Source organism: Pseudomonas guariconensis (assembly GCF_015680235.1).
Classification (GTDB): domain Bacteria; phylum Pseudomonadota; class Gammaproteobacteria; order Pseudomonadales; family Pseudomonadaceae; genus Aquipseudomonas; species Aquipseudomonas guariconensis_A.
The window spans coordinates 94032-108750 of record NZ_JADLJL010000006.1; the positions used below are offsets into that span (position 1 = coordinate 94032).

Sequence of the window (14719 nt, forward strand, 5' to 3'; positions counted from 1 at the left end):
GCGGCTGGATCAATCGGCGATAAAACTCACCCGCACCCGCAGCCCACCCTTCTCGCCGTCATGCAGGCTGATCTGGGCCAGGTGTGCCCGGCAGATCTCGCCAACGATCGCCAGGCCCAGCCCGGTGCCCTGGGCACTGCGTCGGTAGAAGCGCTCGAATACCCGTTCGCGCTCCTCCAGGGGAATGCCCGGCCCATCGTCCTCCACCTCGAGCACGGCTGGCGCCAGTACCCGCAGGATCACGTTGCCGCCCTTCGGCGTATGGGCCAGGGCGTTGTCCACCAGGTTACTGAGCAATTCGTTGAGCAAGGTCGGCTCGCCCTTGAGCCACACCGGCGCCTCGGCCTCCAGGGCCAGGGCCACGCCCCGGGCATGGGCCAACGGTGCCATGGCCATGCCCAGTTCGCGGGCCAGCTGGCTCAGGTCAAGGCGCTGGGCGCCGCCTTCGGCGATGGCCCGGGCGCCGTTTTCGACGCGCGCCAGGGACAGCAACTGGTTGGCCAGATGGGTCAGGCGGTCGGTCCCCTGGGCGGCGCTCTCCAGGGTCTGGCGCCACTGCTCCGGCTCCTGGGAGCGCAGCCCCAGCTCCACCCGCGCCTTGAGCGCCGCCAGTGGTGTGCGCAGCTCATGGGCCGCCTCGGCGATGAACTGCGCCTGGCGCTCGAACTGGCCCCTGAGGCGTTCGGTGAAATGGTTCAGGGCGCGCACCAGCGGGCCCAGTTCCCGCTGCACCTGCACCACCGGCAGGGCCCGCAGGTCGTCGGGCTGGCGCTCTTCCACCGCCGTGCGCAGGCGTTCCAGTGGGCGCAACGCAGCGCTGACCGCGAACCACACCATCACCAGAGCGCCGAGGGCCAGCATGCCCAGGCGCAGCAGGGTATCGGCCATCAACCCCCGGGCCATGCGCACCCGCGCCTCTTCGGTCTCGGCCACACGAATCTCGGCCATGCCGTTCATGTTCGGCTCGCTGACCGCCTTGAGCAGGCTGACCACCCGCACGTCCTGGCCCAGGTAGGTGGCGTTGTAGAACCGCGCCAGGGCCGGGTAGTCGTCGGTGCGCGGGGTACCGGGCGGTGGCGCCGGCAGGTTTTCGTAGCCCGAGATGAGCGCGCGGTGGATATCCAGCACCTGGTAGTAGATGCGCCCGGCGCTGTCGTAGGCGAAGGTGTCCAGGGCCACGTAGGGCACATCGGCGCTGAGCGTGCCGTCGCGCTGGGAAAGGCCGGCGGCGATGGTCCGCGCCGAGGCCAGCAAGGTACGGTCGTAGGCAGTGTCGGCGGCTTCGCGGCCATTCCAGTAGGCGCTCAGGCCACTGGCCAGCATCAGCACCACCAACAGCAGCGCCAGGTTGCCGAGCAGGCGCCCGCGCAGGCTGCCGTTGTCACGCATCGCGGTGCTCGAGCAGGTAGCCAAGCCCGCGGAAGGTGACGATAGCGACCGGGTGGCCATCGAGCTTCTTACGCAGGCGATGGATATAGATTTCGATGGCGTCGGGGCTAGCCTCCTCGTCCAAGCCGAACACCTGGGCGGCCAGCTGCTCCTTGCTCATCACCCGGCCTGGGCGGGCGATCAACGCCTCGAGCACGCTCTGCTCGCGCTGGGTCAGGGTCAGGGCCTCGTCCCCCAGGGTGAAACGGCGGGTGTCGAGGTCATAGACCAGCGGGCCGCAGCGCTGCTGGCGTTCGCCGCCCAGCACGCTGCGGCGCAAAAGGGCCTTTACCCGCGCCTCGAGCTCCGTCAGCTCGAAGGGCTTGGCCAGGTAGTCGTCGGCCCCCAGGTTCAGCCCGTGGACCCGATCCTTGACGTCGCTGCGTGCAGTGAGCATCAGCACCGGCAGGGTCTTGCCACGGCCGCGCAGGCGCGCCAGCACCTCGAAACCGTCCATGCGTGGCAGGCCGACATCGAGCACGGCCACGGCGTAATCCTCGCTGGCCAAGGCCAGGTCGGCGGCCACGCCATCGTGCAGCACGTCCACGGTCAGGCCGTGGCTCTTGAGGGCCTGGGCCACGCTTTCGGCCAGTTGCAGGTGATCTTCGACCAGCAACACACGCATCGGATTCTCCCTGATCGGGTGGGGCTTTGCCGCGGAGTGTAACGCCGTCGAAGGGCCTGTGAAGCCCTCGCGGCAAACCTTTCACGCTGAAAGGTTAGCGAAAGGTTCATTACCTAGCATCGCACCACGGTCGCCCCGCGCGCCGAACAAAGCACCAGCAAGGTGCAACCGATAAGAACAATAAACGGAGTCATCGACGATGCTGTCCACGCAGCCTCAGGCCCTCGCGCCTACCCGTTCCCCGTACGTACGCCCTTCCGTCATCGCCAGCGCCGTCGCCCTCGCCGGTGTCGCCCCGATGAGCCAGGCCGCTTTCTTCGAAGACAGCACGGCCACCTTCGAAACCCGCAACATGTACTTCAATCGCGACTTCCGCGATGGCACCAGCAGCCAGCAGTCCAAGCGCGACGAATGGGCCCAGGGGTTCATGCTCAACTTCGAGTCCGGCTATACCGAAGGGACCGTCGGGTTCGGCCTGGATGCCCTGGGGATGCTGGGCATCAAGCTCGACTCCAGCCCCGACCGCACCGGCAGCGGCCTGCTGCCCACCCATGACGACGGTAAGGCCGCCGACGAATACGCCAAGCTCGGCCTGACCGGCAAGGTCAAGGTCTCGAAGACCGAACTGAAGATCGGCACCCTGATCCCCGAACTGCCGACCCTGCAGCCCAACGATGGGCGCATCCTGCCGCAGACCTTCGAAGGTGGCCTGGTCACCTCCAAGGAGATCAAAGGCCTGACCTTCACCGGTGCACGCCTGGAAAAGGCCAAGGACCGCAACGACACCAACTGGGAAGACCTGGCCCTCAACAACAAGAACGGCCGCTTCGGCGGTACCTTCAGCGCCGACCATTTCGACACTGGGGGCCTGGACTACCAGTTCACCGACCGCATCACCGGCAGCTACCACTTCGCCCAGCTCGACGACATCTATCGCCAGCACTTCCTCGGCATGGTCGCCACCCAGCCATGGGGCCCGGGCACCTTCGGCGCCGACCTGCGCCTGGCGGTCAGCGACGATGCCGGCCAGGCCAAGGCCGGCGACATCGACAACACCACCGTCAACGGCATGCTCAGCTATGCCCTAGGCGGGCACAAGTTCAGCGCCGCCTACCAGCATCTGTCCGGCGACAGCGCCTTCCCCTATGTCGACGGCGCCGACCCTTACCTGGTCAACTTCGTCCAGATCAACGACTTCGCCGGTGCCGACGAGCGCTCCTGGCAGGCGCGCTACGACTACAACTTCGCCGCCCTGGGCATCCCCGGCCTGACCTTCATGACCCGCTACATCAGCGGCGACAACGTCAGCCGCGCCGACGGCGGCGAAGGCAAAGAGTGGGAGCGCAACACCGAGTTCAAGTACGTGGTACAAAGCGGCCCGTTGAAGGACGTCGCCGTACGCCTGCGCAATGCCACCTTCCGCTCCAACTTCGCCCGCGATGCCGACGAAGTGCGGCTGCTGGTGAGCTACAGCGTGGCTCTGTGGTAACCCAATAACAACAACGCTCACGGAGAAAGACGATGACCTTTTCACTGCGCCGCCTCGTCCTCGCAACCGGCTGCCTGCTGCTGGCCGGCAACGCCCTGGCCGCCGAACCGAAACGCCCTGAATGCATCGCCCCGGCCTCGCCCGGCGGCGGCTTCGACCTGACCTGCAAACTGGTGCAAAGCGCCTTGGTCAACGAGAAGATCCTGTCCAAACCCATGCGCGTGACCTACATGCCCGGCGGTGTCGGCGCGGTGGCCTACAACGCCGTGGTCGCCCAGCGCCCGGCCGATGCCGGCACCCTCGTGGCCTGGTCCAGCGGTTCGCTGCTGAACCTGGCCCAGGGCAAGTTCGGTCGTTTCGATGAAAATGCCGTGAAGTGGCTGGCGGCGGTCGGCACCAGCTATGGCGCGATCGCGGTCAAGAGCGACTCCCCCTACAAGACCCTCGATGACCTGGTCGCGGCGTTGAAGAAAGACCCGAGCAAGGTGGTGATCGGCTCCGGCGGCACCGTCGGCAGCCAGGACTGGATGCAAACCGCGCTGATCGCCAAGGCCGCCGGCATCAACCCGCGCGACCTGCGCTACGTGGCCCTGGAAGGTGGCGGTGAAATCGCCACCGCGCTGCTGGGCGGGCACATCCAGGTCGGCTCCACCGACATCTCCGACTCCATGCCGCACATCCAGAGCGGTGACATGCGCATTCTCGCGGTGTTCGCCGAGAACCGCCTGGACGAGCCGGAAATGAAGGACATCCCCACTGCCAAGGAACAGGGCTACGACATCGTCTGGCCGGTGGTACGCGGCTTCTACCTGGGGCCGAAAGTCAGTGACGAAGACTACGCCTGGTGGAAGGCTTCGTTCGACAAGCTGCTGGCCTCCGAGGACTTCGCCAAGCTGCGCGACCAACGCGAGCTGTTCCCGTTCGCCATGACCGGCCAGGAGCTGGACACCTACGTGAAGAAGCAAGTGGCCGACTACAAGGCGCTGGCCCGGGAATTCGGGTTGATCCAGTGACCCGCCTTGCGCCGCTCCCCTTGTAGGAGCGGCCTTGTGCCGCGAAAGGGCCACAAGCGGCCCCAGGTGTCGAACGATACCGCATCAATCGCCGGGGCTGCCATGCAGCCCTTTCGCGGCACAAGGCCGCTCCTACACAGGGGCCACGTTTTGCCGAAAGACAACGAGGATTCCTTCATGATCCTGCAACGCCTTTTCGCCCTGGCCCTGCTGGCGGTGTGCGCCGCCCTGGCCGTGATGGCCTGGCCCTACCAGGCCGCGTTTTCCTACGAGCCGGTGGGCCCCCGTGCCTATCCCCTGCTGATGCTCGGGCTGATGGGCCTGGCCCTGCTCTACCTGGCCATCCGCCCCACACCGATCGTGCGCAAGGATGACGAGCCGGAGCTCGACCGCGAGAGCCTGGTCAAGATCGTCGCCTGCGTCGGCCTGCTACTCGTCTTCGCCAGCACCTTCGAGCCTCTGGGCTTCATCCTCAGCGCCATTCTGGTCGGCGTGCCCATGGCCCGGCTGTACGGCGGCCGCTGGCTGCACAGCGTGGTCGTGGTCGCCGCCATGAGCCTGCTGCTGTACTGGCTGTTCGACCGCGTGATGGATGTGCCCCTGCCCCTTGGCCTGCTGGACGTACTGGAGAACTGACACATGGATACCTTGAGCTACCTGGGCCAGGGCTTCGGCGTCGCCCTGAGCCCGTACAACCTGGTCACGGCCCTGACCGGCACCCTGATCGGCACCGTGGTCGGCCTGCTGCCGGGCCTGGGCCCGATCAATGGCGTGGCCCTGCTGATCCCCATCGCCTTCGCCCTGGGTCTGCCGCCTGAGTCGGCGCTGATCCTGCTGGCCGCGGTCTACCTGGGCTGCGAGTATGGCGGGCGCATCAGCTCGATCCTGCTGAACATCCCCGGCGAAGCGTCCACCGTGATGACAACCCTGGACGGCTACCCCATGGCCCGCCAGGGCCTGGCTGGCGTGGCCCTGTCGCTGTCGGCCTGGAGTTCGTTCATCGGCGCCTTGATCGCCACGTGCGGCATGGTGCTGTTCGCACCGCTGCTGGCGAAATGGGCAATCGCCTTCGGCCCCGCGGAATACTTCGTGTTGATGGTATTCGCCATCGTTGCCTTGGGCGGCATGGCCGGCGACAAACCACTTAAGACGTTCATCGCCGCGTTGATCGGCCTGTTCCTCTCCAGCGTCGGCATCGACGCCAACAGCGGCGTGTACCGCTTCACCGGTGACAGCGTGCACCTGGCCGACGGCATCCAGTTCGTGGTGCTGGTGCTGGGCCTGTTTTCCATCAGCGAAATCCTCCTGCTGCTGGAAAAGACCCACCATGGCCACCAGGCCGTCAAGGCCACCGGGCGCATGCTGTTCAACGTCAAGGAGGCGGCCTCGGTGTTCGTCGTCAACGTGCGCTGCGGCCTGCTCGGCTTCGTCATGGGCGTACTTCCCGGCGCCGGCGCGACGTTGGCCAGTGCCGTAGCGTACATGACCGAGAAGCGCATCGCCGGTGACAAAGGCAAGTTCGGCAAGGGCGACGCCCGTGGCCTGGCGGCCCCGGAAACGGCTATCGGCGCCTCCTGCTGCGGCGCCCTGGTACCGATGCTGACTCTGGGCGTACCGGGTTCAGGCACCACCGCAGTGATGATCGGCGCGCTGACCCTGTACAACATCACCCCCGGCCCGCTGCTGTTCCAACAGCAACCGGACATCGTCTGGGGCCTGATCGCGTCGCTGTTCGTCGCCAACATCATGCTGGTGATCCTGAACATCCCGATGATCCGCATCTTCACCCGTATTCTCGCGGTGCCGAACTGGGCCCTGGTGCCGGTGATCGCCATCATCACCGGGATCGGCGTGTACGCCGTGCATGCCACCACCTTCGACCTGTTCCTGATGGTCGGTATCGGCATCATGGGCTACATCCTGCGCAAGCTGGACTTCCCGCTGTCGCCGATCCTGCTGGGCTTCATCCTCGGTGGCCTGATGGAGCAGAACCTGCGCCGCGCCCTGTCGATCTCCAATGGCGAACTGGGCATCCTCTGGTCGAGCCCGATCAGCATGGGCGTCTGGGTACTGACCCTCTGCATGCTGAGCCTGCCGCTGCTGCGCATCTGGCGCAAACGCAGCCTGCAACGCCGGGCGCTGGCCGATGCCTGACCGGTCGTTGCCGCTGTTCTGGGCGACCGGGCTGGTCGGCCTTGCTGGCGGGTTTCTCGCAAGCTTGGTCGGCTGGCCCTTGCCGTGGATGGTCGGTTCACTGCTGGCGATCATTCTGGTGCGCTGCCTGACGCCCTGGCAGCTCACGGAAATCCCCAACGGCCGCAAATGCGGCCAATGGATCATCGGTATCGGCATCGGCCTGCATTTCACCCCGGCGGTGATCGAGCAGGTCGCCGGCCATTTCGCCCTGATCCTGTTCGGGGCATTGTTCACCACGTTCTCCAGCGTGATCAGCGTGTGGTTGCTGCGGCGCACCGGGGAAGACCGCGCCACGGCGTTCTTCGCCAGCATGCCGGGCGGTGCCGGAGAAATGGTCAACCTCGGCGCGCGCAATGGCGCGGTGATCAGCCAGGTGGCTGCAGCTCAGAGCCTGCGGGTACTGGCGGTGGTGCTGTGCATACCGGCGCTGTTCAAGTTCCTGCTCGGCGATGGCGTACCGCTGACCCATTCAGGCAGCGTCAGCTGGGGTTGGCTGGCGTTGATCGCACCGCTTGGCGTACTGGTCGCCCTGGCCTGGCAACGCCTGCGCCAGCCAAACCCGTGGCTGTTCGGGCCATTGCTGGTAGCCGCCAGTGTGAGCCTGGCCGGCAACCTGCAGATCGGCCTGCCAAACGGTGCCAGCCAGGTTGGCCAGTGGCTGATCGGCAGCGGCCTGGCCTGCCATTTCAACCGGGCGTTCTTCCGGCGGGCACCGTCGTTCTTGGGGCGTACCTTGCTGGCGACCTTCCTCTGCATGCTGATTGCCGCCAGCGCAGCCTGGGCCTTGAGCGTGATGACGCAGCTGGACCTGCGCTCGCTGACGCTGGGGATGATGCCCGGGGGCATCGCCGAGATGAGCCTGACGGCGGAGACCTTGCAGCTGTCGGTGCCGTTGGTGACGGCGCTGCAAATGATGCGGTTGTTGTTCGTGCTGTTTCTGGCCGAGCCGTTGTTCAGGTATTGGGTGACGCATCAGCGCTGACATAAGGGGCCGCTTTGCGCCCCATCGCCGACAAGCCGGCTCCCACAGAGATCCGGTGGGGGCCGGCTTGCCGGCGATGGGGCGCGAAGCGGCCCTCTTTCAGGTCACAACGGCGGCAACGCCCAGTCGATAGGCGCCAGCCCACGCTGCTCGAGGAAGCTGTTGGTCCGGCTGAAATGCCCGCAACCGAAGAACCCGCGATACGCCGACAACGGCGATGGGTGCACCGACTTGAGCACTAGGTGCTTGGTGCCATCGATCAGCTTCTGCTTGCTCTGGGCATGAGACCCCCACAGCAGGAACACCACGTTCTCGCACTGCTCGCTGACCACCTGGATGACCCTGTCGGTGAACGGCTGCCAACCCGCGTTGGCATGGGAGGCGGCGTTGCCACGCTGCACGGTCATGGTGGTGTTGAGCAGCAATACGCCCTGCTCGGCCCAGCGTTGCAGGTAGCCATGGTTGGGGATCGGCAGGTTGAGGTCGCGCTGCAGTTCCTTGTAGATGTTCACCAGCGAAGGCGGCGTGGGCACGCCCGGCTGCACCGAGAAGCACAGGCCATGGGCCTGACCAGGACCGTGGTACGGGTCCTGGCCGAGGATGACCACCTTCACCTTGTCCAACGGCGTGGAGTTCAGGGCATTGAAGATCATCGGCCCAGGCGGGTAGATCTCCTTGCCGGCCGCGTATTCCTGGCGCAGGAACTCGCGTAGCTGCTGCATATAGGGTTGGTCGAACTCGGCGCGCAACGCGGCTTTCCAACCGGGCTCGAGCTTGATGCGATCGTCGTCAGTCATGGGGCCATCCGTAAACAATGGCGCGACACTAGGTAAGCCGTCCGGCCTTGTCAATCGATCCGACCGACGACCGGCATGATCACGCGTGAGGTCCATACTTGTGCGATGACGTTCGCGAGGTTGCCCATGTCCATTCAATGCGAGGTACTCACCGGAGTCGATGGCGCGCGCATCGGCATCGCCACCCTGGATGCGCCCAAGGCGCTCAACGCCTTGAGCCTGCCGATGATCGAGGTGCTCGACCAACACCTGCACGCCTGGGCCGAAGACCCGGGCATCGTTTGCGTGTTGCTGCGCGGCAATGGGCCCAAGGCCTTTTGCGCCGGTGGCGACGTTCGTGCCCTGGTGCATGCCTGCCGCGAGCACCCCGGCAGCGTGCCGCCCCTGGCTACCACCTTCTTCGCTGCCGAGTACCGGCTCGACCACCGCCTGCACACCTACCCCAAGCCCCTGCTGTGCTGGGGGCATGGCCATGTGCTCGGCGGTGGCATGGGCCTGCTGCAAGGTGCCGGGGTACGCATCGTCACGCCCAGCAGCCGGCTGGCCATGCCGGAGATCAGCATCGGCCTGTATCCCGATGTCGGCGCCAGCTGGTTCCTTGCCCGCCTGCCGGGCAAGCTCGGCCTGTTCCTGGGCTTGACCGGGGCGCCGATCAACGCCCGCGACGCCCTGGACCTGGGCCTGGCCGACCGCCTGCTCGGCGAGCAACAGCAGGAGGCGCTGATCGAGGAACTGCTGCAGTTGAACTGGCAGGAGCAGACCGCCTTGCAATTGAACAGCCTGCTCAAGGCCGAGCAGCACCGGGCCTGTGCCGAACTGCCCGCAGCCCAGTGGCTGCCGCGTCGGGAAATGATCGACGCGCTGCTCGACGTGGCCGATCCAGTGGCGGCCTGGCGCGCCTTGTCAGGGTTGAGCAAGCATGCCGACCCGCTATTGGCCGAGGCCGGGCAGCGTTTGCACGAAGGCTGCCCGCTGACTGCGCACCTGGTCTGGGAACAGATCCGCCGCGCCCGGCACCTGTCGCTGGCCCAGGTGTTCCAGATGGAATACACCATGAGCCTGAACTGCTGCCGGCACCCGGAATTCAGTGAAGGCGTGCGCGCTCGCCTGCTGGACAAAGACAACCAGCCGCGCTGGCACTGGCCGGATATCGACCAGGTACCAGCGGCAGTGGTGGAGGCGCATTTCGCCAAGGTGTGGGAAGGGCGGCACCCGCTGGCCGACCTGAGCTGAAATTCAGTGATCAGCGCTGCCAGTGGCGGTTGTCCCCACGCCGGCCATCAGGCCGACGATTGTCGTCACCACGGCCGTTGGAATGCCAGCGCTCGTTCTGGTGGCGGCGGTTGTCGTTGCGATAGTCGTGTCGGTCCCTGTCACGCCCATAGTCGTAGCGCTGACGGTTGCCATAGTCGTTACGCGGGTTGCCATGCCATTGGTTCACGCGGTGGGCGGGGTATGGCTTGTAGTACGGCGAAGGCGCCGAGCGGTAGTAGCGGGGTGCCGGTTGATAATACCGGGGCTGGTAATAGCGCGGCTGCGGCGCGACATAGTAACGGTCGTGACGGTAGTAGCTGGGGTAGTAGTAGCGATCGCTCGTGTAGTAGTCCGAGCGGTAGTACCTACCATCCTCGTAATAGGGAACACAGGCGCTGGTGAGCAGGCCCAACAAGGCGATCAGCAGAATTCGACGGTACATAGCGGCCTCCTGGACCGCAGGCTGCCCGACACAGCGGCGCTGGCGAGCGTCGATGCAAATGCGTTCATCGACACCCGATCAGACCATCAAGCGAAGGTCCAGTGCCCTTTTTGCAATGAATTGAAACAGGTTGTCGACGACCGGAAGCCGGCAAGGTTTTTCCCCGGTAGAATCGGCTTCATCCCTGTACATCGCGGTTCGCACCATGAACGATCCCCAACGCTGCCCTGCGTGTGGCGCCCTCAACCAGTGCACCTTGGCAGACCCTCGCAGCGCTACGCAGCCATGCTGGTGCTTTGGCGTGACCATCGACCCGGCGGTACTCCAGGCCCTGCCCGAGGCATTACGCGACAAGGCCTGCCTGTGCCCGCGCTGCGCGGCGGTGGATGACCGGCTCAAGGCAGCGCAGACGGCGGCAACACGCTAGAATCCGCCACTTTTCTCAAGACCGCCCCCATGCGCCTCGACCGCTTCCTCGCCAACCTGCCCTGCTACAACCGCCAGCAGGTCCGCCTGCTGCTGGCCCAGCGGCGCGTGCGCGTCGACGGTGTGGTGACCGTCGAGCCCGAGCGAGACGTACGCGAATTCAGCCGCGTCGAAGTGGATGACCAAGTGCTCCAGGCTGGGCGTCCGGCGCGCTACCTGATGCTGCACAAGCCCACCGGTTGCGTCAGCGCCACCCACGACCCGCAGCACCCCACCGTGCTCGACCTGTTGCCGGCCGCGTTGCGCGAAGACCTGCACATCGCTGGCCGCCTGGACTACAACACCACCGGCCTGATGATTCTGACCAACGATGGCCAGTGGTCCAGGCGCCTGACCCAACCAAAGACGAAGCTGGCAAAGGTCTACCAGGTGCATACCGAAGACGAGATCGGCGAGCACTACGCGGCCAGGTTCCGCGAAGGGTTGTACTTCGCCTTCGAAGACCTCACCACCCAGCCCGCGCATCTGGAGATCCTGGGGCCGCGCCTGGCGCGGCTGGCAATCGTCGAAGGGCGTTACCACCAGGTCAAACGCATGTTCGGGCATTTCGACAACAAGGTGGTGGGCTTGCACCGAGAGCGGATGGGCGGCATCGACCTGGACCCAGCCCTGGCACCGGGGGAATACCGCGACCTTACGGCCGAAGAGATCGCGATGGTCTGACTTCTGCGGGTCGCCAGTCAGGGCCCAATCGCGGGGCAAGTCCACTCCCACAAGGAGCGCACCGCCCCTAATGAGCCTGTGGAGGTCCTGCTCGGTCTTGTTGACAGCGCTGCCCCTGTGGGAGCGGGCTTGTCCCGCGATTGGGCCGGCCCTGCTGCCCACCTTCCCCCAGCGTTTTTCCGTCGCGCATCCTCCAAACGGCACTTGCACGATCCCTACCCTGCTGCTTGAATCAAACTGGTCGGTCTGCATGTGACCAAACAGTCACTCCCGCAGTCCAAGACGCCTTTTTGCCGGCCACCCAGGGCCTCGATGTCTTGGGGCACGGCAGATTGCCCACCTAGAACAAATACCGTCGACACGCCTGCCAAGGATCGACACAAGGGCTCCCGGTTTCTCTTCCAGGCGAATGCCTACCTGTCATAAACAACGTGCACCCTAGGTCACGCGAATACCCTTTTTGCGCCAGGAGTCGATGACATGAGGCCAGAAATCGCTGTGCTTGATATTCAAGGTCAGTACCGGGTTTACACGGAGTTCTATCGCGCGGAAGCAGCCGAGAAGACGATCATCCTGATCAACGGCTCCCTGGCCACCACGGCCTCTTTCGCCCAGACGGTGCGCAACCTGCACCCCCAGTTCAACGTCGTGCTGTACGACCAGCCCTACGCGGGCAAGTCCAAGCCGCACAACCACCAGGAACGCCTGATCAGCAAGGAAACCGAGGCGCACATTCTCCTCGAGCTGATCGAGCACTTCGAGGCCGACCATGTGATGTCGTTCTCCTGGGGCGGAGCCTGCACCCTGCTGGCGCTGGCGCACCAGCCGCGGCGGGTGAAGAAGGCCGTGGTGAGTTCGTTCTCGCCGATCATCAATGCACCGATGCGCGACTACCTGGAACGCGGTTGCCAGTACCTGGCCGCCTGCGACCGCTACCAGGTCGGCAATCTGGTCAACGACACCATCGGCAAGTACTTGCCGTCGCTGTTCAAGCGCTTCAACTACCGGCATGTGAGCAGCCTGGACAGCCACGAGTACGCGCAGATGCACTTCCACATCAACCAGGTGCTTGACCATGACCTGGAGCGGGCATTGAAGGCGGCGCGCAACATCGACATCCCGGTGCTGTTCATCAATGGCGACCGTGACGAGTACACCACCGTCGAAGATGCCCGGCACTTCAGCCGGCACGTGGGCCAGAGCCACTTCAGCGTGATCCGCGACGCCGGCCACTTCCTAGACATGGAGCACAAGAGCGCCTGCGAGGACACCCGTGCCGCTATGCTCGGTTTCCTCAAGCCGACCGTACGCCAGCCCCGTCAACGCAGTCATTACGTACAGGGGCAGCATGCACTGGCTATCTGAGAGGTTCGGCGACCTGTGGCCCTGTATCACCTTGGGCTACAAGTCGCCGACAGGTCTTTTTACACACTCGGGCTTTCCAGGCCTTGGGGGATCTGGTAAAAATGTCGGCCTCTGAAGCGGGTATAGTTTATTGGTAAAACTATAGCTTCCCAAGCTATTGAGGAGGGTTCGATTCCCTCTACCCGCTCCAACCCTTGATCTAGAGCCTCTGATCCCACTCCCCCTGGCTTCCTGCCCCCTCGCCCAATCTTCTCTGGGTGCTGTCACCTGCCCCCTAAAAAAACCAAGATCCCGCAACCTGTCTGCCTGGAAAGCCAAGCGGATTAGCCTCCATTCGTTTACTCAGAGGCCGCTTGGCAGGCTACTCCCGTAGGCTTGCCGCTGACCTGACCTTGTGGCCGTTCGGAGCCTTGATCTCGATGCTGACTTCGCTAGTCATCGTAATGACGCTAGTACTGTTCGACCAGTGCAACGTCTTCACATACCAGCGCATCGGGCCAATGCTGTGCCAGCAATCCGTTCACGATGTCGAGCATTCCCTTCTTTGTCAGTTTCATCCAGCGCTCACCGCTGGCCCCCTTCATGACGATAGCGCGTTCGGCCTCAGGGAGCTTCTCCAGCTTTCCGGCAAGCTCCGTGAGCGTTTGATTGCAACTCTCCAGAGGCTCCTCAGCGGGCCGCCTGCCCCATTCGATGATCGCGCCCATCTGATGGTGGTGGTTGACGAACCACCGGGACATGAAAGTCGGGTCGCGCAGGCTTTCGAGAAAGAAACTCAGTGGCCAGAGCCATGATGAGTTACACCACTTCCCGGAACACGATCGATCATTTGGACTCAATGGGCAGAACAATATCTCCCAGGCCTAGGAGAAGCGCACCGGAGAGAGCTGCGAGGCGATGTACGAAATCTAGGCCTACTGGGCGGGATCTTGAGCAGTTTGGTTCAGAGTTACGCTTTCAACCACGTTTGGTGTGTAACGCTCAATCAAAGGGACTAGCCTCGTTACCGTGCGTACGCGTGCCTTAAGTCGCTGCCCATCTGGATGGCCACATGCGATTAGACGACCGATGCGCCCCATCAAGCGCTGGATTGCCTTTTTCTCCTCAGCGGGAGGCCCCTCAGGCCATTCACAGGCGCTATCTTCCAACTGCTTCACAGCAGCGCGGATGGCCATCCTTTCCTTCTTGGGCAGACCGGGAAAAGAGCGGTCTATGACCAAGCCGGTGACCGTCACAGCATTGATTTTTTCGTCGGAAATCAGTGCCTGGCCGCGCTTGCGCACGTGGAGCTTGCTGCGCTTGGGACGACAGCCCTTTTGACCCAGCATCCACGTGACAGAGCCGATGATCTGCGTGACCGAATCCTGAGTAATCTCCGCTTTACTGGACACCGTGATGTCATCGGCAAACCTGGAGTAGCGCAGTCCCTTCGCCTTCAAGCGCTCGATCAAGGCTGGCTCGATATCCCAAAAAACAAGATTTGCGAGGTAGCTGCTCGTGCTCGCTCCCTGCGGCACCTGCCCTTCCCGGGTAACTAGGTTGGCCAGTAACTGGGCGACATCATGAGAGAAGCCGAAGAGCTTCGAAAAAACCTCGCGAACATGCGCGACGGTGATGGAAGGGAAAAAGTCGGCAATGTCTTGCAGAATGACAACCTTTGATCCCGCATGCACACGTGCATTCGCATAGATGCTACGTGGGTTGCGGGCATCTTTGATGCCGCCCTGCAGGTAATCAGGGTAAGACACCTTAGTGAGCATTCGATCGACGATTTTACGTTGAATGCTTTTCAACGGCTCATGCGCATCATAGGTATGACGCGGGGTTATGCCGTCTTTCTTTTTCTGGGGAACATAGCGATAAAGACGAGAGCTGCGTTTGGCAATCGCCACAAGGCGCTCAGCAGGCTCATCCAGCGCACGAGCGAGGGCGTTGAGACTATGGATGGGGCTGTATGGGTAACGAAGCACTTCCATGGC

The 14719-nt window shown here is 64.0% G+C and carries 15 protein-coding genes and 1 tRNA gene; 10 read left to right on the top strand and 6 right to left on the bottom strand.

The window, feature by feature from the left end; all coding sequences use genetic code 11:
* Positions 1 to 9: 9 nt before the first annotated feature.
* Complete coding sequence (locus IRZ56_RS07015) at positions 10 to 1389, bottom strand: sensor histidine kinase (protein ID WP_196144283.1); 1380 nt, start codon at positions 1387 to 1389, stop codon at positions 10 to 12.
* The gene (locus IRZ56_RS07020; RefSeq protein WP_196144284.1) at positions 1382 to 2053 is read right to left on the bottom strand and encodes a response regulator; all 672 of its coding nucleotides are present in this window, start codon (positions 2051 to 2053) and stop codon (positions 1382 to 1384) included. The genes IRZ56_RS07015 and IRZ56_RS07020 overlap by 8 nt, the downstream gene beginning before the upstream one ends.
* A gap of 199 nt (positions 2054 to 2252) precedes the next feature.
* Here IRZ56_RS07020 and IRZ56_RS07025 point away from each other — a divergent pair, with 199 nt between their 5' ends.
* The 5 genes from IRZ56_RS07025 (at position 2253) to IRZ56_RS07045 (ending at position 7733) form a co-directional block, all read left to right on the top strand.
* The gene (locus tag IRZ56_RS07025; protein ID WP_196144285.1) at positions 2253 to 3542 is read left to right on the top strand and encodes an OprD family porin; all 1290 of its coding nucleotides are present in this window, start codon (positions 2253 to 2255) and stop codon (positions 3540 to 3542) included.
* A 32-nt stretch (positions 3543 to 3574) separates the two neighbouring features.
* Positions 3575 to 4555: a Bug family tripartite tricarboxylate transporter substrate binding protein gene (locus tag IRZ56_RS07030; RefSeq protein ID WP_196144286.1), complete on the top strand. Its 981-nt coding sequence runs from the start codon at positions 3575 to 3577 to the stop codon at positions 4553 to 4555.
* 177 nt (positions 4556 to 4732) lie between these two features.
* Positions 4733 to 5191, top strand: coding sequence for a tripartite tricarboxylate transporter TctB family protein (locus IRZ56_RS07035; RefSeq protein WP_196144287.1), 459 nt, complete (start codon positions 4733 to 4735; stop codon positions 5189 to 5191).
* A 3-nt stretch (positions 5192 to 5194) separates the two neighbouring features.
* Positions 5195 to 6709, top strand: a complete 1515-nt coding sequence (locus IRZ56_RS07040; protein ID WP_196144288.1) for a tripartite tricarboxylate transporter permease — start codon at positions 5195 to 5197, stop codon at positions 6707 to 6709.
* A complete protein-coding gene (locus tag IRZ56_RS07045) occupies positions 6702 to 7733 on the top strand; it encodes an AbrB family transcriptional regulator (RefSeq protein WP_196144289.1) in 1032 nt (343 codons plus the stop codon). Before IRZ56_RS07040 ends, IRZ56_RS07045 begins: the two co-directional genes overlap by 8 nt.
* A gap of 104 nt (positions 7734 to 7837) precedes the next feature.
* Here the strand turns inward: IRZ56_RS07045 and ung are convergent, their stop codons facing one another.
* Complete coding sequence (gene ung, locus IRZ56_RS07050; protein WP_196144290.1) at positions 7838 to 8530, bottom strand: uracil-DNA glycosylase; 693 nt, start codon at positions 8528 to 8530, stop codon at positions 7838 to 7840.
* 126 nt (positions 8531 to 8656) lie between these two features.
* Here ung and IRZ56_RS07055 point away from each other — a divergent pair, with 126 nt between their 5' ends.
* Positions 8657 to 9763, top strand: a complete 1107-nt coding sequence (locus tag IRZ56_RS07055; RefSeq protein WP_196144291.1) for an enoyl-CoA hydratase/isomerase family protein — start codon at positions 8657 to 8659, stop codon at positions 9761 to 9763.
* 10 nt (positions 9764 to 9773) lie between these two features.
* Here the strand turns inward: IRZ56_RS07055 and IRZ56_RS07060 are convergent, their stop codons facing one another.
* Entirely contained in the window at positions 9774 to 10226 is a 453-nt protein-coding gene (locus IRZ56_RS07060) for a hypothetical protein (RefSeq protein WP_196144292.1), read from the bottom strand.
* A 205-nt stretch (positions 10227 to 10431) separates the two neighbouring features.
* On the opposite strand from IRZ56_RS07060, the gene IRZ56_RS07065 reads away from it, so the two are divergent.
* The 4 genes from IRZ56_RS07065 (at position 10432) to IRZ56_RS07080 (ending at position 12930) form a co-directional block, all read left to right on the top strand.
* On the top strand, positions 10432 to 10653 hold the full coding sequence (locus IRZ56_RS07065; RefSeq protein WP_196144293.1) for a cysteine-rich CWC family protein: 222 nt from the start codon (positions 10432 to 10434) through the stop codon (positions 10651 to 10653).
* Between the two features lie 29 nt (positions 10654 to 10682).
* A complete protein-coding gene (locus IRZ56_RS07070) occupies positions 10683 to 11375 on the top strand; it encodes a pseudouridine synthase (RefSeq protein ID WP_196144294.1) in 693 nt (230 codons plus the stop codon).
* 480 nt (positions 11376 to 11855) lie between these two features.
* Complete coding sequence (locus tag IRZ56_RS07075) at positions 11856 to 12740, top strand: alpha/beta fold hydrolase (protein ID WP_196144295.1); 885 nt, start codon at positions 11856 to 11858, stop codon at positions 12738 to 12740.
* 116 nt (positions 12741 to 12856) lie between these two features.
* Positions 12857 to 12930 (top strand) — tRNA-Gly (locus IRZ56_RS07080).
* 259 nt (positions 12931 to 13189) lie between these two features.
* Here the strand turns inward: IRZ56_RS07080 and IRZ56_RS07085 are convergent.
* Together IRZ56_RS07085 and IRZ56_RS07090 are read right to left on the bottom strand one after the other, a co-directional pair.
* Positions 13190 to 13480 carry a hypothetical protein gene (locus tag IRZ56_RS07085; protein WP_196144296.1) on the bottom strand — a complete coding sequence of 97 codons (291 nt, stop codon included), beginning with the start codon at positions 13478 to 13480 and terminating at the stop codon, positions 13190 to 13192.
* Positions 13481 to 13654: 174 nt separating this feature from the next.
* Positions 13655 to 14716, bottom strand: a complete 1062-nt coding sequence (locus IRZ56_RS07090; protein ID WP_196144297.1) for a reverse transcriptase family protein — start codon at positions 14714 to 14716, stop codon at positions 13655 to 13657.
* Positions 14717 to 14719: the final 3 nt, after the last annotated feature.

Bases quoted from the DNA above. Each gene is read 5' to 3' on its own strand.
- IRZ56_RS07035 (WP_196144287.1), top strand. From the start codon at position 4,733: ATGATCCTGCAACGCCTTTTCGCCCTGGCCCTGCTGGCGGTGTGCGCC.
- IRZ56_RS07030 (WP_196144286.1), top strand. From the start codon at position 3,575: ATGACCTTTTCACTGCGCCGCCTCGTCCTCGCAACCGGCTGCCTGCTG.
- IRZ56_RS07090 (WP_196144297.1), bottom strand. From the start codon at position 14,716: ATGGAAGTGCTTCGTTACCCATACAGCCCCATCCATAGTCTCAACGCC.
- IRZ56_RS07055 (WP_196144291.1), top strand. From the start codon at position 8,657: ATGTCCATTCAATGCGAGGTACTCACCGGAGTCGATGGCGCGCGCATC.
- IRZ56_RS07085 (WP_196144296.1), bottom strand. From the start codon at position 13,480: ATGTCCCGGTGGTTCGTCAACCACCACCATCAGATGGGCGCGATCATC.
- IRZ56_RS07040 (WP_196144288.1), top strand. From the start codon at position 5,195: ATGGATACCTTGAGCTACCTGGGCCAGGGCTTCGGCGTCGCCCTGAGC.
- IRZ56_RS07020 (WP_196144284.1), bottom strand. From the start codon at position 2,053: ATGCGTGTGTTGCTGGTCGAAGATCACCTGCAACTGGCCGAAAGCGTG.
- IRZ56_RS07065 (WP_196144293.1), top strand. From the start codon at position 10,432: ATGAACGATCCCCAACGCTGCCCTGCGTGTGGCGCCCTCAACCAGTGC.
- ung (WP_196144290.1), bottom strand. From the start codon at position 8,530: ATGACTGACGACGATCGCATCAAGCTCGAGCCCGGTTGGAAAGCCGCG.
- IRZ56_RS07045 (WP_196144289.1), top strand. From the start codon at position 6,702: ATGCCTGACCGGTCGTTGCCGCTGTTCTGGGCGACCGGGCTGGTCGGC.
- IRZ56_RS07015 (WP_196144283.1), bottom strand. From the start codon at position 1,389: ATGCGTGACAACGGCAGCCTGCGCGGGCGCCTGCTCGGCAACCTGGCG.
- IRZ56_RS07075 (WP_196144295.1), top strand. From the start codon at position 11,856: ATGAGGCCAGAAATCGCTGTGCTTGATATTCAAGGTCAGTACCGGGTT.
- IRZ56_RS07025 (WP_196144285.1), top strand. From the start codon at position 2,253: ATGCTGTCCACGCAGCCTCAGGCCCTCGCGCCTACCCGTTCCCCGTAC.
- IRZ56_RS07070 (WP_196144294.1), top strand. From the start codon at position 10,683: ATGCGCCTCGACCGCTTCCTCGCCAACCTGCCCTGCTACAACCGCCAG.
- IRZ56_RS07060 (WP_196144292.1), bottom strand. From the start codon at position 10,226: ATGTACCGTCGAATTCTGCTGATCGCCTTGTTGGGCCTGCTCACCAGC.